The following is a 24,177-nucleotide window of genomic DNA, read 5'->3' as shown; positions in this document are numbered from 1 at the left end:
ACCATTTCCTCTGATGAATTTCATCTTGTTTGTCGAAGTCGAACATGTGCATCAGCCACACGGGAAACCGTGTCGGCTGCATGCAGTCGTTATACACTGACTAAAATCATTTTTTCATTTCTTCAGTGGATTTCATCAAATCTTTCCCTATCCTCTCTAATTCATCACCAGTCTTCCAACAACTCCTTGCAAACATAATAATTACCACCAACATAACGATCCCAACTACTAACACCAGGCATCCGCCGCGCTGTTGAATAGCTATTGCTGCATCGGCTTGCTCCTTTGTAAGACCAGGACTGTCGCCTCCACAATGGGGGCATTTTTCAGCTGAAATTGCGACCTCTTTTTCACAGTGTCTACAATGTGTAACATTCTTCATGGGCGCCCTTTTTTTGCCTATCGATACCCATGATTTTGCATGATCTCATTGAACTCTTCCCATGACAAATGGTACCCATACGAATATGTTGACGGTACCCATTCAATTGTTCCTTTGCTAATTCTTAATGTACCCAATTTCTCGTCGTCTGAATATACCTCAAAATCTGTATCCTTGTTCAGCACAATTTTAGTGGGCATAGTCATATAGATTTCATGTGTCGGCATATTTATCCTCCTTTTGTATAACAATTAAGTATACAGAAATAATTATGTATATCCCAATATGCGCTCAAAAATAATGTATATCCTGATATTCGTACCATGGCTCTCAACCGGAGTCGGCTACTTCGCTGATTGACTGCACAAACTGTTCGATATTATTTACATTGTCCTGCTATCTAAAATATTTTGCAAGTAAAAAGTTATGATGCGATTACTTAATGCCATGTGTAATTTTATATGTTTCGTTTGCACATTTATTGAATTATTGAAACACATCCCCTCTTGCTAAATCCATCTACTGTTCGCCATGTCCCGCATTAAGCGGGATTAAACCGTACACCATTCACTGTTAACTATTCACTGTCTTTCACACCTGTGGTGGTCTTTTCTTGCCGTATGGGGTTATAAACATCTGTTGCTGTACAAAATACAGAAAACCTGAAGTTCATAGAGATATTTTTCAACATCTTCCCTTATATAAGTTCCAATGCCTTTATCAAAATCTGTTTTTATGGATATAAGGCCTTTAACTTGCTTCTTAACGGATTTGGGCTTTGTATTATTCGGGGCAGGTTTGACTTTTTTGTATGCGGTAAGTATCCGCTCCAATGTAGCATTGGTTACCTGTGTCCTTATAACAGCATCGAATATGTTTTTTAGATCAGGACAATCAAGGTTCGCGGCAAAGAGATATCCCTGGGAAACAGGGAGATTTCCCGACGAAATTGCCGCCTGAATTTCAGGAGAAAGTTTTAAAAGTGAAATTGTGCGATGCAGCGTCTGTATTGACTTTGCAGAGATTTCAAAAATCGTTCTCACTGTGAGAACGATTTCTTCCGGGAGGGTTTCAGGCTTAAGATTATACCTTACTAATTCACTCATCACCCCCTCCACATCATACCCTTTATCGGGATGTTTTGCCTGAAAATATGTAAGAATTCCTTTGGCCTGATCAATAGGGTTGAGGTCTTCCCGTTGGAGGTTCTCAGTAAGTTGAATGGCTATAGTGTCACCCAATTTTTTACCTGCTTCAATAACTCTCACCGGTACGGATTCAAGCTCTAATTGCCGGGCAGCCACAAGACGTCTCTCTCCGCAGATGAGGACATATGTCCCGTCATCCTGTGCGGTTACAATAAGTGGTTCTAAGATGCCCTTATCTTTGATTGATTGCATGAGCGACTTGAATGAGTCTGTTTCAATATCAATATTTGATCGAACCTGTTCCAACACTACAATCTTGTCTACGGGAATGTACAGAAACTCAGAATTTGCACTTGTTTTCTTAGTTGCCATAATATCTCCCCCTCAACTTTTAATTGGTTTTGCAAAAAAACTTATTGCTATCCTCACGCCTACTCCCATAGGGTCGTTCGAGTACGCAGAGATCGCAGAGTTTTATATAACTTTTGCCGGAATTGAGAGAATGATTCATCCCGGCAAACTCGCACACCCTGCGGGTAAAATATTAGCTCTTGGGACACTCTCCTGGTGTTCTTTTAATTGTCTTATGAAGTTCCCCGTGATGATGTTACTTATTGTAGATATTTAAGAACAATGTGTCAAGACATTTCCGATCGTTCTGATGGGCTGACAGGCGTTACACATCCTCCCAGTTTCTGGTAAGTTAGTTGAGAATGTGTTTTATGAAAATTATTAGATTCACCAAAGTAAGCGGCTTCGTGGTTTCCAGGAAGTAAGAATTACCAAGCGAATGGGAGGACTATTTCTTCCCAATATTATTTAATGTTTTAAGAAAATATTCCCTTCTTTACGCTTTCAAGAGGGCCATCAAAAGGTTTCTTATTTTTTAAAAAATATCCCGTCTAGGTTTCTTATACCCCTTTGGCAATAGAAGCCACCAGGGAATGATGTTACGGTTCCACGGGTTAACAATTGCATCAACCTGCTGGTCCAATAGAGCGCCTTTTATATTAAATAGTTGCATTGGTTTCCTTCACCGAGCAACAGTATCAACAGGAACCGGATGTATCGGTGATCCGGTGGATGCAATGGTTGGAAGGATATCCTATTTGCCAACCTCGCTTGGAAGCCTCTTTAATACCGTTCGAAGTTCCAACACCTCGATCGGACACTCTGGCCAGTCATTCTCCCAGCACACAACCAAATCACAACCTTTAGAATCATGGCCATGATTCTTGAACGACTTAGCCTGATACTCAAATTCAATCCGCACCCGTTGCCACATGTTTGTTTTGACGTTACGCTTTGCTTCACAATCTGGAAAACCTGACTTTACACTTTCCACGACATATCCTAGTTCACGACATATCATTCCAAATAAAAATACGACGCCCTGTTCATTAACGGGTGCGTGTTGAAGACCACGGAAATTAATAAAATCGCCATATATATTGCTAAAATGAACATTGTCTTTACCTATACTCATAGTTGTTTCGTTTGCCGATTCAATAATATTGTTATCTTTTATAGTATTTGTGTTTACCATTTTCTTTAGAGGAAAGTTCTTAAACCCTTTGCCAATCGCGAAGTGATCTTTTTCATAAGTAACTTTCTTGCCGATAAGCCATAAAACGAAATCAAGTTCGCGGGGATCAAAAGAATAATGACGGCAGAACTCCAGCGCTCTATTCGAAAAATCATGATATTGTGCCCCAAATCCTTCGAAAGAAAAGACTCTATTCCCTGCAAGGACAACCAAGCCTTTATTCGTTGCATTGACCCAGATTGCATGCATAGAAGGATCCGACAGATACAACAAGATACTCACCAAACCTTGACGGGCATGCTTGATATGCATATCCCCATTAACACAACGATCCATAATAATGGATGGGGCATCTCCAGAAAAGCATACGTAGTCAATAAATTTTATGAGTTGTTCAATGGGTGTATTCTTGAGTATTTTTGGTATGTTCGAGTTAAGCATGGTACCGAACCAAAAGCCTTTGCCTTTTTCATAATCAACAAGACGAAAAATAGTCTTTAGCAGTTCTGTAGAGTATTTGCCTTTATTCGTTTCTATGAGAGCCCATGTTTGCTGTTCTCTCTCGATTTTATTCTTGAAGCGCGAATTATAAAACTCAATATACTGGGCATTCTTCCGAATCTCTGTTATTAACTGTTCTTCGCTGCTAACAATGTCATCTACCATCAAATGCTCCTTTACGTGTTATGACGTCTACCTCAATTAAGTTATACAGAAATTTTTTTGTATACTCCCGTATGAATCGAGTTTTACAAAATTCTTACGATCTGTAAAATTATCAGTCATTTTTACCTATCCAACATATAAGCTTTTTTCTGATGCTATAGTCCGGCTTTTCAGATAGTAATGGGTTAACTATGCCGCTCCGCCTTCTATTAGGTTTCAATGGGTCAGTTTTAATATGATGAACGAGAAGTATTTGTATTCCGGGAAGTGCCGATTGAATTATTGAACCCCCCATGGTTTTTCATAACTATATAGCAAAACAGGATATTTTTGCAACAGAATATTATTGTTATCCATGACAACATTTACAGGCCGGAAAAACTTTCTGTGAGACGCGAATTTGAGCATTCCTTGGGTCCCCTGCTTCGAGCCGGGTACCTGCGACAGCGGGTGGCACTGCGGCCAGTGCCGCGTTCAGACCGGCCTGAGCTGTCCGAAGCCCAGAGGCAAGTTCGAAGGCCGAATGGATGTGAGCCGTTGCAAGGGTAGGGAAGCGCAACTGAGCAGCGAACAGAAAAGTGTTCCGGCCAATAACACATATTGCATGAAAAAACTCAGGAGACTTTGATAGAACATTATATAATGAATGATTCATGAATTTTTGTTATAGTTATCCCAGCATAAATACATCAATAAAAGAGGTATTAAAGCATGTCTTCTGAAATTCCATTCCGGATTGTTGAATCTGAAAGCACCTTTCTTGATCCGCGAAAAAAGTTTGCGCCGCATACAGAATGTTTTCAGGTGCGTTTTGATCCCCTTACCAACAGATCTGGGCACTTCTGCCATTTCGGAGCCATAAAACCGCAGCGTCTCCCCCTTGATCTGTACTCGACTCCGGAGGTTAAGGGCTTTTGCCCTTTCTGTCTTGAATTCAGGGAAAAGGTTACGCCAAAATTTGTCCCCGAGGTTTTGCCTGAGGGCAGCCTTAAAAGAAATCAGGCTGTTCTTGTCCCGAACCTTTTCCCCTACGACATATACAGCGGTGTAACAATAATGACCGACGAGCACGTTGTGCCTTTGCAGGGCTTCACAGAAGCAATATTGAGCGATGCCCTTTCCCTCGGCATTGAATTCTTTAATAAACTCAAGATTGTAGATGCATCATTACCATATAATATAATGACATGGAATTATATGCCTCCTTCCGGCGGGGGACTGGTTCACCCTCACCAGCAGTATTTTGCCACTGATTGTCCCGGGAATCAGTTTAATGATGAACTGGCAGCCTCGGAAAAGTTTTATAAATCCCACGGAACAAGCTATTGGCCGGAACTCATAAAAGAAGAAAAAAAGCTGGACGAGAGGTATATCGGCTCAATCGGAGATTCTGCCTGGCTGTCCTCTTTTGTGTCTTTGGGCATATTCGGCGAAATAATGTGTATCTTCCCCGAAGTATTTTCTGTCAGTGCTTTTACGGAGAAGCACATAAATGAGCTTGTATCGGGTCTCTTGAAGGTCTTTCATTATTACACAGATACTGACATATACAGCTTTAACGCATCATTGGTCTTCGGGCCTGAAGGCCAGACGTATTTCCCCTGTCATTTCCGCCTGATAGCAAGAACATTTCTTAATACGAGGGATTATGCGCCTGATCTGAACTTTTTTCAGGCGCTCCTTGACGAACCTGTATGCGTAACTCTTCCGGAGGAGCTTTGCAAAGAGCTGAAAAAATATTTCTGAAATGAAAAAACATCTGAAAAAAACATTTCTTACCGGGCTTTTCATCCTTATTCCCCTTGTTGTTACCATATATATTATATATACGGTAGTCATATCCGTTGATACATTCATTTCTCCTGTTATAAGGAATATAATGTCAAACATAACCGGTACAGGTGTGTACATACAGGGAACCGGTTTTTTTATTTTCATCATTCTTACATATTTGACAGGTGTGCTGGCGTCCAATTATATAGGCAAAAAAATGCTTGCTTACGGCGAAGCCACGATCAGAAAAATCCCTTTTGTAAAAGGTATCTATGGCTCCATCAAAGACATGATAGACGCCTTTTCATCGGAAAAAATGCAATCATTTAAGGAGGTTGTTCTTGTTGATTTTCCTTTCAAGGGCCGCTATGCCATAGGCTTTATCACAAAACGCATACAGTCCGGAGACAAGGGAGAACTCTGCGCCGTCTTTGTCCCTACAACACCCAATCCCACATCGGGATATCTGATTTTCCTGCCCGAGGAAGAACTGACCCCCATTGATATGTCTGTTGAAGATGCCGTTAAATATATAGTTTCCCTTGGCACATCACGGATTGAGATGAAATGGAAAGAGAAAAAGTCGTCTACCTGCTGACAGGCCTGAAAAGGTTTGTCCTAAAAGCCCTGATTGTTGTTGCGGTATCAAGCACGCTATGTTTTATCTTCTTCAAGAATATTTTACATCTTCTCCTTAAGACTGTTGATATTAAGGTTTACTATTTTACCATCCCCGAAGTCTTTTTCTCGTCAGTTGAACTGGCAATTTATGGCGGTGTATTTTTTTCATTTCCTTTTATTATCTTCCTTTTATGGCATGAATTCAGAGGCGCTGTCGGCTTAAAGCCCTTTGAAAGCTACCTGTTAATTATCTTTTCAATAATACTTTTCTATGTCGGTGGGATATTCTGCTACAGCATAGTCCTGCAGTCAGGCATAAAATTCCTCCTCAGCTATGAAGGAAATGCACTAAAGGCGATGATATCCGTGGAGAGGTTTGTCAGCTTTGCTTCGGCCATGATATTTGCCTTCGGTATTGCCTTTGAAGTGCCCGTGATCCTTCTGGGGCTGAATAAAAAAGGCATTGTGAAATCAAAGACACTCACAAGAACAAGGAGATGTGCAATCCTTGTTATCACTATAGCCGCGGCAGTCATTACGCCCACGCCGGATGTGTACAACATGATGCTCCTGGCCGTGCCCGCATATATTCTCTATGAAATAGGGATACTGCTTATGAAGATGAATGAGAGAAAAGACAGACCAATGGGGTAAAATGTTTGTTGACCTATCTATATACAATTGATATCATGCCTGTAATTCCTGTGTTGTTCTCATCACAAGCTGGTGTTCTGCAGGCAAATCGTATCGACAAGGGAGAGAGTGCTTTATGGAAATGAATGAAAAACTCATCAGAGAGCTCAAAAAAAAATTTGAAAATGAAATGTTGAAAAAAGAAGCTGAAATTGTGGAATACTGGAAAAAAGAGCTCGATATAATATACAGAAAAAAATATGATGGTTTAAGCTCGCTCCAGACTGATATCAGGGCGCTCATGGAACGTATGAACAACAGAATAACAATAGCGAACAAGATGGCAAAAGAAGAGAAATGAAAAGGATTTTAGCCTCCAATACATCAAGGATTTTTTTAATTGTAGTGTTAACAGTTTTAATCGCCTGCCCTTTCGGATGGGCACAGACTGCCCAGAAGAAAAATCTCCCGCTTGATAAAAGGGTTTCCGAACTTGAGGCTGAGGTGGCTCGGTTAAAAAAAGAGGTTAACATTTACAGCCTGGATGGACTGCCGGAAACGCTCATCCTCTGTGACAAAAAGATACCTATTTTCAGTGACGATATAAGAGAAAGATTTGAGAGAGAATTCTTCCAGATTCTTGAAGATAAAGGACTTCTTACAATAATTGTAAAAAAATATTTCAAGTACCTGAATATGATTAACCAGGAAACACAAAAAATGTCACTTCCTTCAGATCTTATCTATCTTGTAATAGCAGAAAGCTACTTAAACCCCAGAGCAAAATCCAGTGCAAATGCCGTAGGCCTGTGGCAATTTATGAAGGAAACAGGAAAGAAAGAGGGACTTTACATTGATGATAACGTTGATGAAAGATACAATGTAAAAAAAGCAACCAGATCAGCGCTGACACACCTGAAAAAGCTCAATGCGGAATTCGGGGACTGGCTTATTGCTATGGCTGCATACAATGCAGGCGCCGGCAGGTTGAGGGAAGCCATTGAGAATCAGAATACAAAAGATTTTTTTGAAATGTTCCTCCCGCAGGAAACGGAAAGGTATATATTCAGAATTATGGCCTTTAAAGAAATTGTCCTGAACAGGGAAAGATATGGCCTGAAAATAGACGAGAAAGATATGTATAAACCCGTTATGATTTATGAAGTGCTTATCGAGACGGATAAAGACATACATGTGTCTATTCTTTCAAAGTGTATGGATGTATCCTTTAAGACCTACAGGGATAATAACCTGCATTTAAATAAATATAGATTGCCCAAGGGAACATACAGTATAAATGTGCCTTACGAGAAACAGGAGACATTCCTTAAAAGACTCAAAGAATATCCATATATAAAAGTTGTTCGTGAAAAATAATACAAAACAAATTAAATAAAGCAAATAAAGATTTATATACCCCCCATTGCTTGTGATAAATAATCAAAAATAAGCAAATAATTACCACTACATCAAAGTTTTATGTGAAAAATAATACAAACTATGTGTTTTTATGTTGACATCTGTTTGCCAATTGTAGAATATTATTATCAGTCATGAACACATTAACAGAATTTTATTACGTGCTCATCTTTTTAATCGTTGCAGTTTTATTTACCATAGCACCTGTTGTCATTTCCTATCTGATCTCCCCGCGTACAATCGGAAAAAAGACGCTTGACACGTATGAATGCGGCATAGAACCATTCGGCGGCGCATGGATACGATACAGCGTCGTTTATTACGTATATGCTCTTATATTTATTGCCTTTGATGTAGACATTCTCTACCTGTTCCCTCTGGCGTTAAGCTATACAAAGGGCGGGAATGTTTATGAATTTTATTCTTTGCTTATATTTGTCGGCATTCTTGTTTTAGCAGTAATTTATGCATGGGGAAAGGGGGTTTTTACCTGGAAACGAAGGATCCTATAATTCAATTTGCCATTGCTGACAAGTTTATAAATCTCGCAAGAGCAAATTCCATATGGCCTATGACTTTCGGCCTTGCCTGTTGTGCTATAGAAATGATGGCTGCGGCTATGGCTCGTTTTGATATAGCCCGCTTCGGTGCAGAGGTTTTCAGGCCAAGTCCGAGACAGGCAGATTTAATGATTGTAAATGGTACTGTGACAAAAAAGATGGCGCCCACCGTAGTTACGCTTTTTGAACAGATGCCTTCGCCTAAATGGGTGATAGCAATGGGCAATTGCGCAATATCAGGCGGTCCTTTTGCATTTGAGGGACAATATAACATCATTGAAGGCATTGATAAGCTGATACCTGTTGACGTATATGTCCCGGGATGTCCCCCAAGACCCGAAGCGCTGCTCGAAGCGCTTATGAAACTTGAAGAAAAGATAACGGGAACACGGCGTTTCCCTGTACCGGAAAAGAAATGGTAAACAAAACACTCGAAGATATCAAAAACACGCTGAAAGACGTTGACATATCTGAAATCTCCTACGTTGAGAGGGGTTATCATCTCGCAATAGAAGCGCAGAAAGGGAATCTTACAGCCATTGCAGAATTTTTTAACAAAAAAGGGTTCTATATTGAAGACCTTTGCTGTGTTGATTATGTGGAATACCTTGAGCTTGTCTATTTCTTTAACAACCATAAAGAACTTTGCCGTGTAAAGGTTACCTTAAAAGTTGAGCCCGATAAACCTTCAGCGCCGACAATTTCTCATATCTATACAATGGCGCACTGGTATGAAAGGGAAATCCACGAATTCTTCGGCGTCTTTTTTGAGGGCCACCCTCACCTCGTATATCTTTTTCTTCACGATGGCATAGACTGTTATCCTCTTCGCAAGAATCTGGTTCCTGTAACTGAAGATGATAAAATATTACTGAGTTCTTTCAAACCTAAAGAATATGAAGACGGTTTCTTTATGAATCTGGGCCCGCAGCACCCGAGTACTCACGGGGTTTTACGGGTTGTTGTCAATATGGACGGTGAGTATATCATAAGCGCAGAGCCTGTACTGGGCTATCTCCACAGGATGCACGAAAAGATGGCAGAAAACAGAAGCTATGCCCAGTTCCTTCCTAACCCGCCCAGAATGGATTACCTCGGGGCTCTGAATTTCAACCTCGGACACGTAACAACCATTGAAAAGCTCTGCAACATAGAGGTCCCGGAACGCGCACAGTATATAAGAACCATTACCGCAGAATTGAACAGGATCTCAAGCCATCTCCTCTGGGTTGGCGCCTTTGTTGCTGATCTTGGCGGGCTAACACCTTTTCTGTATACCTTCCAAGACAGGGAACATATTCTTGATATCCTTGAAGGCATCGCAGGATCAAGACTTACTTATTGTTATTTCCGTTTTGGCGGACTCTATAATGATGTTGATGATGCCTTTATTGATGCCACGAAGCAGTTCATTAAACATTTACGTGGAAGATTCGGGATGTATGAGCGGCTTGTTACGAAGAACGTGATCTTCATAAACAGGGTTAAAGGCATAGGCATCTTCGAACCGGCTATGACGACACAATACGGATGTTCCGGACCGGTCATCAGGAGTACAGGCATCCCCTTTGATATAAGGAAGGCAGAGCCTTATGCAGCATATGACAAGGTTGATTTCGAAATACCAGTCGGTGCAACCGGTGATAATATGGATCGGTACATGATTCGGATAAGGGAGATGGAAATAAGCCTCAAAATTATCGAAGAAGCCATTGGGAAACTTCCCTCAGGACCATTTAAAGCAGAGAAGGTGCCAAAAAAGCTTAAACCCCCAAAAGGCGATGTTTATCATACTGTAGAATCTCCGCGCGGCGAAGTTGGTGTCTATGTCGTGAGCGATGAGAGCGATACGCCTTACAGGATGAGATGGAGGGTGCCTTCCTACTCCAACCTCATGACATTCCCGTACCTTGCACAGGGGACACTCATAGCGGATGCCATTGCGACACTGGGAAGCTATGATCTTGTTATCCCGGAGATAGACAGATGATATATTGTTTGTTTACAGCAGCGCAAATAAAATCGCAGGCCTTAACCTGCACCCTTAGCTTAAATAAGGATGAGTAGGCAATGAACGAGATAATACAGATAGTTGGGAAAGAGACGGTGAGGTTGATTATCGGTCTTATCGGCGTCCTTATCCTTGTAGTGGTTAATGCCCTTATGCTTACATGGCTGGAGCGGAAGATTTCGGGCCATATACAAAGAAGGATAGGCCCAAAAGAAGTAGGCCCATATGGTTTGATTCAGCCTATCGTTGACGGCATCAAGCTTCTCGCAAAAGAGCTTCTCACGCCCGCAAATGTTGATAGGCCGCTTTATTTCCTTGCACCGGTACTGATTTTTATCCCTGTGCTTGTATCCTTTGTTGTCATACCCTTTGATGCATGTTTGCAGGTAAAGGACATCAATGTCGGAATACTTGTTATCCTTGCATTTTCTTCTTTGTCGGTACTCTCGATTCTCCTTGCAGGATGGGGCTCAAACAATAAATACTCACTTATCGGTGCATTAAGAAGCGTGGCACAGAACATTGCCTATGAGATACCGCTTTTACTTTCTATTCTGCCTGTAATTTTTATGACAAATTCTCTGTCTCTGAAAGATATAGTGGAAGCACAGAGGGAAGGCTGGTTCATCTGGAAATGGCAATTTTTTGCTTTTCTTATTTACTTTATTGCCGGTTTGGCTGAAACGAACAGGACACCCTTTGATTTGCCTGAGGCAGAAAGCGAACTTGTTGCCGGTTTTCACACAGAATATTCCGGTATGCGTTTTGCTCTCTTTTTCCTTGCCGAATATACGAACATCATGATTATTAGCGCAATTGCCACGGTTTTCTTTCTTGGCGGTTATCTCGGACCTTTTCTTCCGGGTATTGTCTGGTTTTTTATCAAAACGTACTTTCTTGTCGCAGTTATCATGTGGTTCCGCTGGACATTCCCACGAGTCCGTTTTGATCAGCTTCTGAATTTTTCCTGGAAGATACTGATTCCTGTGTCATTTTTGAACCTTCTTGTAACAGGGGGGCTTCTTAAATTATGAAGTATATTATTGATATAATTCAGGGTGCCATCTCCCTCATCAGCGGAATGTGTGTAACGACAAAGGCATTTTTCAGCCCTGTAGTTACAGTTCAATACCCGAGACAAACAGTAGAGATATCTCCAAGATTCAGAGGTCATACCAAGCTTGTGGCAGACGAGGAACGCCCTGAGAGGACAAAATGCATTGTCTGCGGAATGTGCGAGCGGAATTGTCCATCTAAATCCATTAAGCAGGTGGAAGGTGAAAAACTTGAGGGCGAAAAGAAAAAAACGGCTACTGTTTATATTCTCAATTATACAACATGCAGCCAGTGTGGTTTATGCGTTGAGACATGCCCTGCTGATGCACTTGCTTTTTCAGCAGATTACAACCCTGCAAGTTTCAGCAAAGAAGACTTTCATTACGACCTTGTAAAAGAGTTCCAGAAAAGGATAAAAGCATAAATGAACTTCGCTGAATACATATTTATCGTCATAATGCTGGTTACCATGGTAGGAGCCCTGGTAACGGTTTTATCGGGTTCGCTCATTTACGCAATGATCGGGCTTGTCGTTACCCTTTTTGGTATAGCAGGCCTCTATATCTACCTGAATGCACCTTTTCTGGCAATGATGCAGATACTTATTTATGTAGGCGCAATTACAATCCTTATCGCTTTTGCAATTATGCTTGCCGGCCCCATGTCCAAAAGGCCTAAAGAGTGGACAACTACCGGAAAACTCATTGCATCGATTATCATATCAATCCTTTCTTTTGTAGTACTATATAAGGGTATTATCAGGGGACTATGGGTAAGCGGGAAGGTTCAGGAATTCACTCTGTCAACAAAAGATATCGGCCGGGCGCTTCTTGATAAGCTTATGCTCCCTTTTGAACTTATTTCCCTGTTGATTGTCGTAAGCATTATCGGTGCCATCATGCTCGCACTCTTTTCGAGGAGGGAAAAATGACAGGCACATTTATCTTTAATAATCTTTATATATACCTGTTCATAGCCCTTTTTCTTTTATGCTCCGGCATACTCGGCATTCTGTACAGAAAAACGCTTATCGGGATGCTTATATCCATAGAGCTTATAATGAACGGAGCAGGGTTGAACCTTGTCGCATTTAACAGATTTGCTTCGCCTGATAATACATACGGGCAAATATTTACACTTTTTATTATGGGGATTGCTGCAGCTGAAACAGCAGTTGCCCTGGGTATTATAATTTTGATCTTCAGGAAGTTCGGACATATTGAAGGCGGAAAGTTAAAGGAGATGAAGGATTAACTTATGATCATCGATAGTGCAAAACCTCTTATCCCGATACTGATTGTCTTTTTTGTCGCGATCCTTATCATGCTCTCAGGAAAACGGAAGAATGTGAGGGAATTCTGGTCTGTTGCAGGTTCTATCCTTACCTTCCTCGCTGTTGCGAGTATGGTGCCCGACATAATGAACGGCAACAAGATTCTTTATACGGTTTCCACGATAGCACCGGGTATATCATTGAATTTCAGAGTGGATGCCCTTTCCCTTGTTTTCGGGATTATATCATCTTTTCTGTGGATATTCGCTACCTTTTACAATATAGGCTATATGAGGGCTCTTGATGAGCATGCTCAGACAAGATATTACACCTGCTTTGCTATTGCAATACTCGGCGCACAAGGCGTTTCTTTTTCGGGAAGTCTCTTTTCTCTCTATTTGTTCTACGAAGTCATCACCATCTTTACCTATCCGCTTGTTGCCCACCACCAGGACTCCGAAGGCTACGCCGGTGCAAAGAAATATATAGTTTATCTGATGGGAACATCAAAGGGCCTGCTGCTGCCTGCGACAATATTGACATATGTATTAACAGGCACTCTGGATTTTTCGGATAACATAACTAAAGGGATTTTTGCAAAAGGGACGGACAGCGTCTGGATTACTGTAACATATGTATTGTTTCTTTTCGGGTTTGCAAAAGCCGCAATTATGCCGCTTCACAACTGGCTGCCTTCTGCAATGGTCGCACCTACGCCGGTAAGCGCCCTGCTCCATGCAGTTGCCGTTGTAAAGGCCGGTGTGTTCTGCATATGTCGTGTTATGCTCTCTGTCTTTGGTACGGAGCTTTTGCAGAGCCTGAATCTTGGCATATATACTGCTTATCTGGTGTCATTTACAATCCTTGTTGCATCGATCATAGCCCTGACAAAGGATGATCTGAAAGCCAGACTTGCCTATTCAACAGTGAGCCAGTTGTCATATGTGATAATCGGAGTAGCACTCCTCGATCCGTCGGGCATTATGGGCGGCATTATACATATTGCAAATCATGGTTTCAGCAAGATTACGCTGTTCTTTTGCGCAGGGGCGATTTATGTGGCAACCAAAAAGAGAAAGATAAGCGACATGGAGGGTATAGGTTATGCAATGCCCTTTACGATGGGCGCTTTTGCTATTGCATCTTTGAGTATGATAGGAGTACCGCCGGTCGCAGGTTTTGTAAGTAAGTGGTATCTGTTAAACGGTGCAATGGAGATACACAACCTTCCCATTGTTATTATTCTTATGACGAGTACGATACTGAATGCCGGATATTTTGCACCTATAACGATCAAGGCATTTTTTAAGGGTAATGGGGTCGGCTGGAGCAGGAGCAATATTAAAGAGGCGCCGCTTACTATGGTTGTGCCCTTAGTGCTTGCAGCCTGTATTTCGGTAGGATTAGGAATATTTCCTCAATTTTTTACACAACTCATCGGGAGACTTATTCCATGAACGTATTAAAATACATAGAAATGCTGCGCAAAGATATGAAATTACTGAAAAAGGCTCTCATTGCTTATCTAATTGTTCTTATAATTTACGATGTCATTATACATATCGGAAGCCATGGACATTTCTTGTTCGACAATATACCAGGCTTCTGGACACTCTTCGGTATTATAGGATGTTTCGTACTTATTAAGGTTGCAAAAGGCGCAGCGCATACATTTCTTGGAAAGAATGAGGATTATTATGGATAAGTGGATACACCCCGCGACCTTTTATTTTATCGGGAGTCTGCTGCTGCCTTTTATCAAGAATGAAAAGGCGAAGAAGTTTTTTATACTTCTTGTTCCCATCCTTTCCATCATCGATGTTGCCCTCATGCAGGAAGGCATTTTCGGAAAATACAGTTTTGTAAACACAACGCTCATTTTCGGTAGAGTGGATAAGTTAAGCCTTATTTTTGCATGGGTTTTTGTAATTATGGCTTTTCTTGGAGCACTTTATGGACTCCATGTTAAGGAGGACGGACATCACGTTGCAGGCAGTTTCTATATCGGCAGCTCTCTTGGAGCAGTTTTCGCCGGGGATTATTTAACGTTGTTTATCTTCTGGGAGATCATGGCCTTCTCATCGGTATTTCTTGTATGGTACAGAAAAGAGCAAAAATCGATAGATGCAGGATACAGATATCTGCTCGTACACGTTTTCGGAGGTCTCCTGTTCTTTACTGGAATGATGCTCTATTATTATAAAACAGGAAATCTTCTTTTTGACAGAGTAGCACAGGCAAATGCAGGCCTCCCGGAATACCTGATACTTGCGGGATTTTGTCTCAATGCAGCGGTTATACCGCTTCATGCTTGGCTTCCCGATGCATACCCCGAGGCGACTGTGGAAGGGGCCGTGCTAATGTGCGCTTTTACCACAAAAACAGCCGTCTATGTTCTTTTAAGGGGTTTTCCAGGCTTTGAAATTCTTGCTATTTTCGGTACTGCCATGACCGTATACGGCGTTTTTTATGCTGTTATTGAGAATGATATGAGAAGGGTCCTTGCATACCATATAGTAAGCCAGGTAGGGTACATGGTTGCAGGCATAGGCATCGGTACGGATCTTGCTTTAAACGGTGCATGTTCACATGCTTTTGCCCATATACTTTACAAAGCACTTCTTTTTATGGGAACAGGCGCTGTATTATATATGACAGGAACAGCAAAGCTTTCAAAACTGGGCGGGTTATACAAATATATGCCTCTTACTATGATATTCTATATTGTCGGGGCGGTTTCAATCTCGGGGTTCCCTCTTTTCTCTGGTTTTGTGAGTAAATCAATGATTACTGCTGCAGCACACCATGAGGGAAGGATCACATTGATGATGCTCATGAACCTTGCAGGAATCGGTACATTCTTATCTGTAGGTTTAAAGGTTACATATTTTGCTTTCTTCAGTAAGGACGAGGCACCGATTAAGGCAAAAGAGCCGCCGAAAAATATGCTCTGGGCAATGGGTCTTACATCGGCATTATGCTTTTTCATAGGTATTTATCCGCAGGCTTTATATCAGCTGCTACCTTATCCTAATCATTATAATCCTTTTACTCTGCCTCATGTGTCAGAGATGCTGCAAATACTTTCTTTTACAGGCCTCGTGTTCTTCCTGCTTGTGAAGAAGCTTGCGCCGGAAGATAAGATGAACCTCGATGTTGACATTTTCTATCGATACGGTGCACGTATTTTCATGTGGATTGATGAAAAGATTATAAGTGTTATAGATGCTTTCTGGGGTGAGTTGTACAGAACGTTCGGACTGAAACTGCTCTTTAAAAATGCGGATTTGTCATATAGTTTTGACAGACATGCGATAGATGGTGTTGTTGACGGGAGTGCATATAGCGTCAGGGGTTTTGGAGGACTGGTAAGAAAACTGCAAACAGGGAGAATTCAGGCATATATAGGATTCTCCATATTTATACTCTTTTTGATTATGGGGTTCGTGATTTATGGGATGTGAAAGGCTTAAAGCAATGGAACAGTTGATCATGATGAATCCTCTTGATTTTCCAATTCTCTCAACGACAATATTTCTCCCGCTTCTTGGAGCCTTATTGATCCTTCTCATGAAAAACGAAAAAGCGATGAAAGTTACCGGTTTTATCACCGGCCTTATTACTTTTGCCGTATCTCTGTTTTTATACTTTAACTTCAGAACGGATACATATAATTTTCAGTTCGGCGAGCATATGCAATGGATACCGACTTTTAACATAAATTATACCCTTGGTATAGATGGAATAACTATTTTCCTGATCCTGCTTACCACTCTTCTTGCACCGATATGTATACTCTGTTCATGGACTTCAATCAAGGAGAGGTTTAAAGAGTTTCTATTCTGTATACTCGTCATGGAAACAGCCATGATAGGAGTTTTCTGTTCGCTCGACCTTATTCTCTTCTATATCTTCTGGGAGGCAATGCTGATCCCAATGTATCTGCTGATTGCTGTATGGGGTGGTCCTCGCAAAGACTACGCATCGATAAAGTTCTTCATATATACATTGTTCGGAAGCGTTTTTCTCCTTGTCGCAATTATTGCGTTATATTTGAATAACGGGACATTCAGCGTTCTCAGCGCATCATATAAAGACTACAGCATGACCTTTCAAACATGGGTTTTCCTTGCTTTTGCCATTGCTTTTGCCATTAAAGTGCCTATGTTTCCTTTTCATACATGGCTTCCTGCAGCACACACAGAAGCGCCTACAGCAGGGAGCGTCTTTCTTGCAAGTGTACTTTTGAAAATGGGAACATATGGATTTTTACGGTTCTGCCTTCCCATAGCCCCGAAGGCAAGCATTTATTTTGCTCCGCTGATGATCACCCTTTCCGTTATCGGCATTATTTATGGCGGTTTTGTATGCCTTAGTCAAACAGATATGAAAAAGCTTATCGCTTATTCAAGCGTTGCCCATATGGGTTTTGTAACTCTGGGGATATTCTCCTTTACTCTCTTTGGACTTGAAGGAGCAATGCTCCAGATGCTCAATCACGGGATTACCACAGGGGCATTATTTCTCTGTGTAGGCATAATATATGAAAGAACGCACAGCCGTGAGATATACGATAATGCCGGTCTTGGAAAAATCATGCCAATATATATCGGATTTTTTGGATTCTTTTCCTTATCTGCATTTGCATTTCCCGGCACGAACAATTTTGTTGGTGAAATTTATGTTCTCATAGGAACATTTTTACAGCATAAGCTGGCCGGCTTCCTTGCGGTAGTGGGCGCAGTTCTTGCTGCTGCATATATGCTGAGACTTCTGAAGCAGATAATCTGGGGAAGGGTTGATAAAAGAGTGATTGCTGATATGAATGTCAGAGAAATAATATATCTGTTGCCTCTTGCGCTTTTTGTACTATGGATGGGTATTTTTCCGAGGCCATTTGTGGCTGTAATAGAAAAAAGCCTGTCATTCCTTATGACTCAAATGCGAACTTATAATTGAGGGATGAATTATGCTCATACTGCCTGAATTAAATATATTCCTTTTCTCGATACTGTTTCTGTTCATCTCGATCAGCAACAAAAAAGAAAATATACTTACTTATGCAAAAGCAATATCAGCACTTGTTTTTTTCGCATCTCTGCTAAGCGTGACAGAAAGTGGAGAATTGTTCTCCGGTGCATACAGAATTGATTTATTTTCACAGATATTCAAGATGCTTATTTTGCTTGGATTCTGCCTCGTAACATTCATGTTTGAAAATAAAAATGAAATTGAGGATGAATATTTACCTGAATATTTTATGTTTCTTGGATTTTCAGCTCTGGGCCTTATGATGATGACAAGCTCAGTAGAGCTTATTTCTATAGTGATATCCCTTGAAGTTTCGTCTTACAGTCTGTATGTTATCCTTCCGCTCAGAAAATCACAGACGAAAATACAGATTGAAGCATCAATGAAATACCTCTTTTTCGGGGCAGTATCAACGGGCATTATGATCTTCGGTATGAGCTATCTTTATGGTATTGCCCATTCAACATTTCTGAAAGATATTATTCCTGTGCTCCCAGGTTTTTTAAACCAGCCCATAGGCGTCATGGCGCTTATTTTTACACTGACAGGTTTTTTCTTCAAGCTTTCTCTGTTTCCGATGCATTTCTGGTCGCCCGATATTTATGAAGGTGCCTCAAATACAACAACAACGTTTATCGGAACTATTCCGAAGCTTGCAGGAGCTGCCCTGCTAATCAGGATCACGATGCTCGCTTTTCCAGGTTCTCCGCAATTTATAAATATACTAATTGTACTTGCAGCATTTTCTATGACATTAGGCAACCTTGTGGGGCTTGTCCAGAAGGATATAAAGAGACTGCTTGCTTATTCCGGTATTGCACATGCAGGATATCTGATGATGGGCGTTCTTGCATTGAGCAAAGAAGGAAATGCCGCTGTTTTTTACTATATTGCGATTTATATGTTTATGAATCTTGCCTGTTTTTATGTAGTAATATTGCTTTCAAAAACAGGTGAAAATGTGACAATAGATGATCTTGCCGGATTATCAAAAAGATCGCCGCTTCTTGCACTGCTTCTTGCTGTTTCTGCCTTCTCGCTGGCCGGCATACCTCCAACCGGTGGTTTTACAGGAAAACTCTTTCTTTTCATGAGCGCATTCAAGGCAGGTCATTTGCCTATTGTGCTTATCGGTGCCGTAAATACGGTAATATCTATTTTCTTCTATTTGAACCTTGTAAGGATGAGCTATTCAAAAGATGTTCCCTTAGCTGAACCACTCAAGCTATCTTTCCACGAGAAAGTTCTTTGCTATCTCTTTATATTTCTGATTCTTTATATGGGCATTCTCCCATTCGGTTTGTTTGAGATTTTCAAAGCCTCGATATAATTTAAAGAATTTATCCGTAAAATCAAAATCTTACCAATGCCATTTTGCAAAGGTCTAATTCCATTTCTTAACCAAAGGATGAAATGACTTACCCCGCTGCAACTTGCGGGGCAATCAAGGCGGCAAGGGAACACCCGCAAGCGGGTACCCGGACGAAGCCAACGATGATAACGCCGTGATTTATAAATGGAATAAACCTTGTTATCCGCGCAAAGAGAAAAGCAAACGCCCTAAATATTTGCCGCAGATGAAAAAATGAAAAGCAGTTTGTTATATATTATTTAATATCAGAAATGATAATGTTGCTTATTTATCAAGAAGAATAGAAAAATCAGCAGAGTTATTATCCAGTTTTATTTTACTATACCTGTCTATTTCTTTATAAACGTCTTTTAGCCTTTGCACAAGCTCCTTATTTGCTTTTCTGAGAGCAACCTTATCTTTCGCATTATTAATGACTATTGTGAGCTCATCGAACTTAAAGGGTTTTACAACATAATCAAATGCTCCTACTCTGACCGCTTCTATTGCTGTATCAACAGAGGCATAACCCGTTATTATAATAAACTCAGCGGTGTCTTCCATCATTTTTATTTTTCTTATTAGCTCAATGCCTGTCATACCCGGCATATTGATATCTGTAATAACGATATCATATGGAGCATTAACATGCATCGAAAATGCCTCTTCCCCTGTTCCGGCGGTTTCAATAAAGGAATCAACGTCTTTTGATAAATAAATAGAAAGAATATTACGTATTTCTTTATCATCATCAACGATAAGCATTCTGATCTTGTTGTCTTTTTTCATAAAATAGAGGAGAAAAGTTTAACAAATTTGAAAAATAATTAATATACAAATAAAATAATAAGTAAATTAATTTTATAGAAAGACCACTAATATTTAATCAGATCCCAAGCACATCTTTCATAGAATAAATACCGTTTGTCTGACTTGTAAGCCACTTTGCAGCAAGCAAGGCGCCACGCGCAAAGTTCTCACGGGAATATGCCCTGTGAGTTATTTCAAGCCTTTCACCGGTGCCTGCGAACATGACTGTATGCTCGCCTACGACATCGCCACCCCGTAAAGCAAGTATGCCCAGTTCTTCCTTTTTTCTTTCCCCGACAATACCATTTCTGCCGAATGTTTCGATCCAGTTTCTTGCAGGCTCGGAAGCTTTTACAATATCTTTGAGTCTTACCGCTGTTCCGCTTGGTGCATCCTTTTTCATATTATGGTGCATTTCTATGATTTCTATATCGTAGTCGTCTTTCATGATTTTAGACAGCATTTCCACCGTCTGGAACATTAGATTCATGCCCACACTCATGTTTGGTGATATGACTACCCTTGCGTTGCTTGCCCCTTTTATTTCTGTCAGTGCACTTTCAGAAAAACCTGTTGTGCCGATGACAATTGCCTTTTTATTTTCCCTTGCAAGCCTGAAATACTCAAGGGAGGCATTCGGTTCAGTAAAATCAATGACGACATCACAATTTTTTATAATATTGGTGAGATCTCCCTCAATATAAAGAGGATTTCCTGTTTTTTCTTCTATCGGCCCTATTGCTTTGCCGATAAGAGGATGAGTTTTATCCTCCACTACTCCTGCCACAACAAGGTCCTTATCGTTTAAGGCAAGGTTGAATATGGAGCTCCCCACCTTTCCGCATACGCCGGTGATGATTATCTTAACCATATTATTTTGCTCCCTATTGTTTTTACTCTTTTTTCAGTAGCCCGTATTCTTTTAGCAAGCTCTTCATAACGATTTTGTTTGCATCGGACATGGTGCATAAGGGGAGCCTGAATTCTTCTTCGATAATGCCCATATAGTAAAGAGCTTCTTTTACAGGAATCGGATTTGTCTCGATAAAAATACCCTGGAAAAGCGGCATAAGATAAGCGTTAATATCTCTTGCTTTCTCTATATCCTTCTCTTCAAGGAATGTTTGATAAAGCGTTTTCATTTGCGCAGGCATCATATTTGACAGGACTGATATCACTCCAACAGCGCCGACACTCATCATAGGAAGAAAAAGGTTGTCGTCGCCGGAAAGTATTGTGAATTTCCCCTTTGTCAGACGATAAATTTCTGCAACCTGAACGAGTGAACCTGATGCCTCTTTTATGCCCTCAATATTTGGGATTTCAGCCAGTCGTTTTACTGTTTCCGGTGTCATGTTGATGCCTGTTCTCCCTGGTATATTGTATAAAATCAAGGGAATATCCACTTCTTCAGCAATTTTCCTGAAATGCCTGTACAAACCCTCCTGAGTAGGCTTGTTATAATATGGTGTTGTAAGAAGACACTTATCAGCACCTACCTGTTTTGCCATTGAAGTAAGCTCTATTGCCTCCTTTGTGCTGTTGGAACCTGTTCCGGCAATAACAGGTACAGTCCTTTTTGCACACTCGACCGTTAATTCTATTACCCTCTTATGCTCTTCATAGTCCAGCGTCGATGCTTCACCTGTAGATCCGCAAGGCACGAAGCCGTCTACACCGCCTTTGATCTGAAGTGCAATGAGTTTTTTTAGAGCACCTTCGTCTAACTTGTCATTTTTAAATGGTGTCACCAGAGCCGTATATACGCCCTTTAATTCCATGACCTCTCCTTTTTTTTACAGGATTGCCTCGTCATTCAATATGCCAGTATAAATAATCCTTGCATTGCCTTCGAGATATACCTCATCGTCAATATAAACTTTGAGTGTTTCCCCGCCTCTTGTAATAATATTAACGGGGCTTTCAATAAGTCCCTTTTTTGCCAGGATTACACCTGCTGCAACTGACCCTGTGCCGCATGCGTAGGTTTCGCCTTCCACACCCCTTTCATATGTTCTGATCAGGATATTTTCTCTGTCAACAATTTGTACGAAATCAACATTTGTTCCTTTTTCGCCAAAGGCTTTGTGATATCTGATAACTCTTCCCAGTTCTTCCACTGGAACATGGTCAATGTCATCGGAAAGGAGAATTGCATGGGGAACTCCGGTGTTTACACTGCTTAAAAATATTTCTTTTTCTTCAAGGTTTATCGGGTAGTCGAGTTTTATATCAGAAGGAGTTGTAAGCTGAAGCTTAACACTTGTTTCATCTACTACTGCTCTGATAATCCCGGCAATTGTTTCAAAGGCCATCTCTTTTCCTGCAATTCCTTTTATGAAGGCAAACCGTGCAGCGCACCTGCCGCCATTTCCACACATCTCCGCCTCTGAGCCGTCTGCATTAAAAAATTTCCAGCGAAAGTTTGCTTTTGTTGAGCGCTCAATCAGTATTACACCGTCTGCGCCGACGGAGTGACGCCTTCTGCATATTTTAGCAACAAAATCTGCAATTTTTTTATACTTTTTGCTTATCCTTCCGTCCATATTGTCGATTAGTATAAAATCGTTGCCGCTTGCGCTCATTTTGAAAAATTCAAATTCTGACATCTACATGTCCTCCAGAAATGATGGAATAGATTCTCCCTTAGTTAAATCTTTAAACGTCTCGCGTTTCCTTATAATAAAAAATTCATCACCCTTAACAAGAACCTCAGCTGCCCTTCTCCTCGAATTATAGTTCGAGGACATGGAGAAGCCATAGGCGCCTGCCCCCATTACAGCAAGGAAGTTGCCCGTTTCAAGACCAGGCATATCCCTGTCTTTTGCAAAGAAATCACCTGACTCGCAAATAGGACCAACAATATCAACCCTTATCTTCTTGTTGCCCTCGCCCGTTTTTTTCCTGATGACTGGTATAATTTCGTGGTAGGCATCATAGAGTGCAGGTCTTATAAGATCGTTCATTGCCCCATCCACAATGTAAAATGTTTTCCCCGGCGCATTCTTTATGTAAAGAAGTTTAGTTACAAAAATACCGCTATTTCCAACAAGAAGTCTGCCCGGCTCAAGCACGAGCGTTATGCCGGTCCCTTTCAGTTCTTTTTTTATTACACCGGCATACTCATCAGGATGAGGGGGAAGCTCATCCTTGTATTTTATACCAAGACCACCGCCGATATCAAGATACTTGACAGGTATCCCATTTTTATTTAACTGGTCAGCCATCATTCTAAGGGATTTCACAGCCTCTATAAAGGGTGAAAGCTCAAGGATTTGTGACCCGATATGTGAAGAAATGCCGACGGGAGAAAGATATGGTTCTTTCTTCATATCATTATAAAGTCCGAAAGCATCGTCCCATAAAATGCCGAATTTGTTTTTTTTCAGACCTGTTGTGATATAGGGATGTGTTTTAGGGTCTATCTGGGGATTTACCCTTATCGATACGGGCACTTGCCTTTTCATTCTTTTTGCAACCCTTGCAACGGTATGGAGCTCATCCCTTGACTCGATATTTATCATAAGGATTTGAGCTTTTATTGCAGCCCCTATCTCTTCCTCAGTTTTTCCTGCTCCTGAAAATACAATCTTCCCGGACGGTATTCCTGCAGAAAGAGTACGATAAAGTTCGCCCTCTGATACAATATCTGTTCCGCCACCGAGTCTGCCCATAACTTTCAGAATCGCCATATTGGAATTTGCTTTACAGGAGTAGCATACTATATGCGGTATGCCTTTGAATGCATTGTCAAAAACAAGAAAATGGCGTTCCAGTGTTTTGTGGCTGTAAATATAAGCAGGCGTTCCGACAGCCTTTGCAATCTTTGATATCGGTACTTCTTCACAATACAACTCTTCTTTCATATACTCAAAATCATGCATTGTACACCGTTCC

Annotated in this window: 26 protein-coding genes and 2 pseudogenes; 18 read left to right on the top strand and 10 right to left on the bottom strand. The window is 41.0% G+C overall.

From position 1 onward, the window contains the following. Nucleotides 1-106: 106 nt before the first annotated feature. From NT010_04010 to NT010_03990, 5 genes and pseudogenes are all read right to left on the bottom strand, one after another. Nucleotides 107-382: a hypothetical protein gene (locus NT010_04010; protein ID MCX5805222.1), complete on the bottom strand. Its 276-nt coding sequence runs from the start codon at nt 380-382 to the stop codon at nt 107-109. A 17-nt stretch (nt 383-399) separates the two neighbouring features. Then, a complete protein-coding gene (locus NT010_04005) occupies nt 400-609 on the bottom strand; it encodes a hypothetical protein (protein ID MCX5805221.1) in 210 nt (69 codons plus the stop codon). Nucleotides 610-1,008: 399 nt separating this feature from the next. Beyond that, nucleotides 1,009-1,902 carry a ParB/RepB/Spo0J family partition protein gene (locus tag NT010_04000; protein ID MCX5805220.1) on the bottom strand — a complete coding sequence of 298 codons (894 nt, stop codon included), beginning with the start codon at nt 1,900-1,902 and terminating at the stop codon, nt 1,009-1,011. 544 nt (nt 1,903-2,446) lie between these two features. After that, nucleotides 2,447-2,554: pseudogene (locus NT010_03995) on the bottom strand (Appr-1-p processing protein). An 81-nt stretch (nt 2,555-2,635) separates the two neighbouring features. Next, nucleotides 2,636-3,742 (bottom strand): hypothetical protein, encoded by a 1,107-nt coding sequence (locus NT010_03990; GenBank protein ID MCX5805219.1) that lies wholly within the window; start codon nt 3,740-3,742, stop codon nt 2,636-2,638. Nucleotides 3,743-4,453: 711 nt separating this feature from the next. On the opposite strand from NT010_03990, the gene NT010_03985 reads away from it, so the two are divergent. The 18 genes and pseudogenes from NT010_03985 to NT010_03900 all read left to right on the top strand — a co-directional run bounded on the left by NT010_03985 (nt 4,454) and on the right by NT010_03900 (nt 19,449). After that, nucleotides 4,454-5,488, top strand: coding sequence for a hypothetical protein (locus NT010_03985; GenBank protein MCX5805218.1), 1,035 nt, complete (start codon nt 4,454-4,456; stop codon nt 5,486-5,488). A 1-nt stretch (nt 5,489) separates the two neighbouring features. Next, complete coding sequence (locus NT010_03980; GenBank protein ID MCX5805217.1) at nt 5,490-6,113, top strand: DUF502 domain-containing protein; 624 nt, start codon at nt 5,490-5,492, stop codon at nt 6,111-6,113. Next, nucleotides 6,083-6,790: a twin-arginine translocase subunit TatC gene (locus NT010_03975; GenBank protein MCX5805216.1), complete on the top strand. Its 708-nt coding sequence runs from the start codon at nt 6,083-6,085 to the stop codon at nt 6,788-6,790. The genes NT010_03980 and NT010_03975 overlap by 31 nt, the downstream gene beginning before the upstream one ends. A 115-nt stretch (nt 6,791-6,905) precedes the next feature. Then, nucleotides 6,906-7,130 carry a hypothetical protein gene (locus tag NT010_03970; protein MCX5805215.1) on the top strand — a complete coding sequence of 75 codons (225 nt, stop codon included), beginning with the start codon at nt 6,906-6,908 and terminating at the stop codon, nt 7,128-7,130. Next, nucleotides 7,127-8,146, top strand: coding sequence for a transglycosylase SLT domain-containing protein (locus tag NT010_03965; protein MCX5805214.1), 1,020 nt, complete (start codon nt 7,127-7,129; stop codon nt 8,144-8,146). The genes NT010_03970 and NT010_03965 overlap by 4 nt, the downstream gene beginning before the upstream one ends. Before the next feature lie 176 nt (nt 8,147-8,322). Then, nucleotides 8,323-8,700: an NADH-quinone oxidoreductase subunit A gene (gene ndhC, locus NT010_03960; protein MCX5805213.1), complete on the top strand. Its 378-nt coding sequence runs from the start codon at nt 8,323-8,325 to the stop codon at nt 8,698-8,700. Then, nucleotides 8,658-9,170, top strand: a complete 513-nt coding sequence (nuoB, locus tag NT010_03955) for an NADH-quinone oxidoreductase subunit NuoB (protein MCX5805212.1) — start codon at nt 8,658-8,660, stop codon at nt 9,168-9,170. The genes ndhC and nuoB overlap by 43 nt, the downstream gene beginning before the upstream one ends. Next, nucleotides 9,164-9,577, top strand: a pseudogene (locus NT010_03950) (NADH-quinone oxidoreductase subunit C). The gene nuoB and the pseudogene NT010_03950 overlap by 7 nt, the downstream one beginning before the upstream one ends. 84 nt (nt 9,578-9,661) lie before the next feature. Further along, on the top strand, nt 9,662-10,738 hold the full coding sequence (locus NT010_03945) for an NADH-quinone oxidoreductase subunit D (protein ID MCX5805211.1): 1,077 nt from the start codon (nt 9,662-9,664) through the stop codon (nt 10,736-10,738). An 80-nt stretch (nt 10,739-10,818) separates the two neighbouring features. Further along, a complete protein-coding gene (gene nuoH, locus NT010_03940) occupies nt 10,819-11,793 on the top strand; it encodes an NADH-quinone oxidoreductase subunit NuoH (protein ID MCX5805210.1) in 975 nt (324 codons plus the stop codon). After that, nucleotides 11,790-12,239: a 4Fe-4S dicluster domain-containing protein gene (locus tag NT010_03935; GenBank protein ID MCX5805209.1), complete on the top strand. Its 450-nt coding sequence runs from the start codon at nt 11,790-11,792 to the stop codon at nt 12,237-12,239. The genes nuoH and NT010_03935 overlap by 4 nt, the downstream gene beginning before the upstream one ends. Then, entirely contained in the window at nt 12,240-12,746 is a 507-nt protein-coding gene (locus NT010_03930) for an NADH-quinone oxidoreductase subunit J (GenBank protein ID MCX5805208.1), read from the top strand. Beyond that, a complete protein-coding gene (gene nuoK, locus NT010_03925; protein MCX5805207.1) occupies nt 12,743-13,069 on the top strand; it encodes an NADH-quinone oxidoreductase subunit NuoK in 327 nt (108 codons plus the stop codon). The genes NT010_03930 and nuoK overlap by 4 nt, the downstream gene beginning before the upstream one ends. A gap of 3 nt (nt 13,070-13,072) precedes the next feature. Beyond that, entirely contained in the window at nt 13,073-14,545 is a 1,473-nt protein-coding gene (locus tag NT010_03920; protein MCX5805206.1) for a monovalent cation/H+ antiporter subunit D family protein, read from the top strand. Continuing rightward, a complete protein-coding gene (locus NT010_03915) occupies nt 14,542-14,793 on the top strand; it encodes a hypothetical protein (GenBank protein MCX5805205.1) in 252 nt (83 codons plus the stop codon). Before NT010_03920 ends, NT010_03915 begins: the two co-directional genes overlap by 4 nt. Further along, on the top strand, nt 14,786-16,552 hold the full coding sequence (locus NT010_03910; GenBank protein ID MCX5805204.1) for a Na(+)/H(+) antiporter subunit D: 1,767 nt from the start codon (nt 14,786-14,788) through the stop codon (nt 16,550-16,552). The genes NT010_03915 and NT010_03910 overlap by 8 nt, the downstream gene beginning before the upstream one ends. Then, nucleotides 16,542-18,047: an NADH-quinone oxidoreductase subunit M gene (locus NT010_03905; protein ID MCX5805203.1), complete on the top strand. Its 1,506-nt coding sequence runs from the start codon at nt 16,542-16,544 to the stop codon at nt 18,045-18,047. The genes NT010_03910 and NT010_03905 overlap by 11 nt, the downstream gene beginning before the upstream one ends. Before the next feature lie 10 nt (nt 18,048-18,057). Further along, complete coding sequence (locus NT010_03900) at nt 18,058-19,449, top strand: NADH-quinone oxidoreductase subunit N (GenBank protein ID MCX5805202.1); 1,392 nt, start codon at nt 18,058-18,060, stop codon at nt 19,447-19,449. 306 nt (nt 19,450-19,755) lie between these two features. Here NT010_03900 and NT010_03895 read toward each other — a convergent pair whose 3' ends face one another. The 5 genes from NT010_03895 to lysA all read right to left on the bottom strand — a co-directional run bounded on the left by NT010_03895 (nt 19,756) and on the right by lysA (nt 24,164). Then, nucleotides 19,756-20,259, bottom strand: coding sequence for a response regulator (locus NT010_03895; GenBank protein ID MCX5805201.1), 504 nt, complete (start codon nt 20,257-20,259; stop codon nt 19,756-19,758). Between the two features lie 97 nt (nt 20,260-20,356). Next, a complete protein-coding gene (dapB, locus tag NT010_03890; GenBank protein MCX5805200.1) occupies nt 20,357-21,151 on the bottom strand; it encodes a 4-hydroxy-tetrahydrodipicolinate reductase in 795 nt (264 codons plus the stop codon). A gap of 22 nt (nt 21,152-21,173) precedes the next feature. Continuing rightward, nucleotides 21,174-22,061, bottom strand: coding sequence for a 4-hydroxy-tetrahydrodipicolinate synthase (gene dapA, locus NT010_03885; GenBank protein MCX5805199.1), 888 nt, complete (start codon nt 22,059-22,061; stop codon nt 21,174-21,176). A gap of 15 nt (nt 22,062-22,076) precedes the next feature. Next, on the bottom strand, nt 22,077-22,889 hold the full coding sequence (dapF, locus tag NT010_03880; protein ID MCX5805198.1) for a diaminopimelate epimerase: 813 nt from the start codon (nt 22,887-22,889) through the stop codon (nt 22,077-22,079). Beyond that, nucleotides 22,890-24,164, bottom strand: a complete 1,275-nt coding sequence (gene lysA / locus NT010_03875) for a diaminopimelate decarboxylase (protein ID MCX5805197.1) — start codon at nt 24,162-24,164, stop codon at nt 22,890-22,892. It lies immediately after the preceding gene. Nucleotides 24,165-24,177: the final 13 nt, after the last annotated feature.

This window comes from Pseudomonadota bacterium (assembly GCA_026388275.1).
Lineage (GTDB): Bacteria > Desulfobacterota > Syntrophorhabdia > Syntrophorhabdales > Syntrophorhabdaceae > JAPLKB01.
This window is presented reverse-complemented; position numbering and strand designations above follow the sequence as displayed.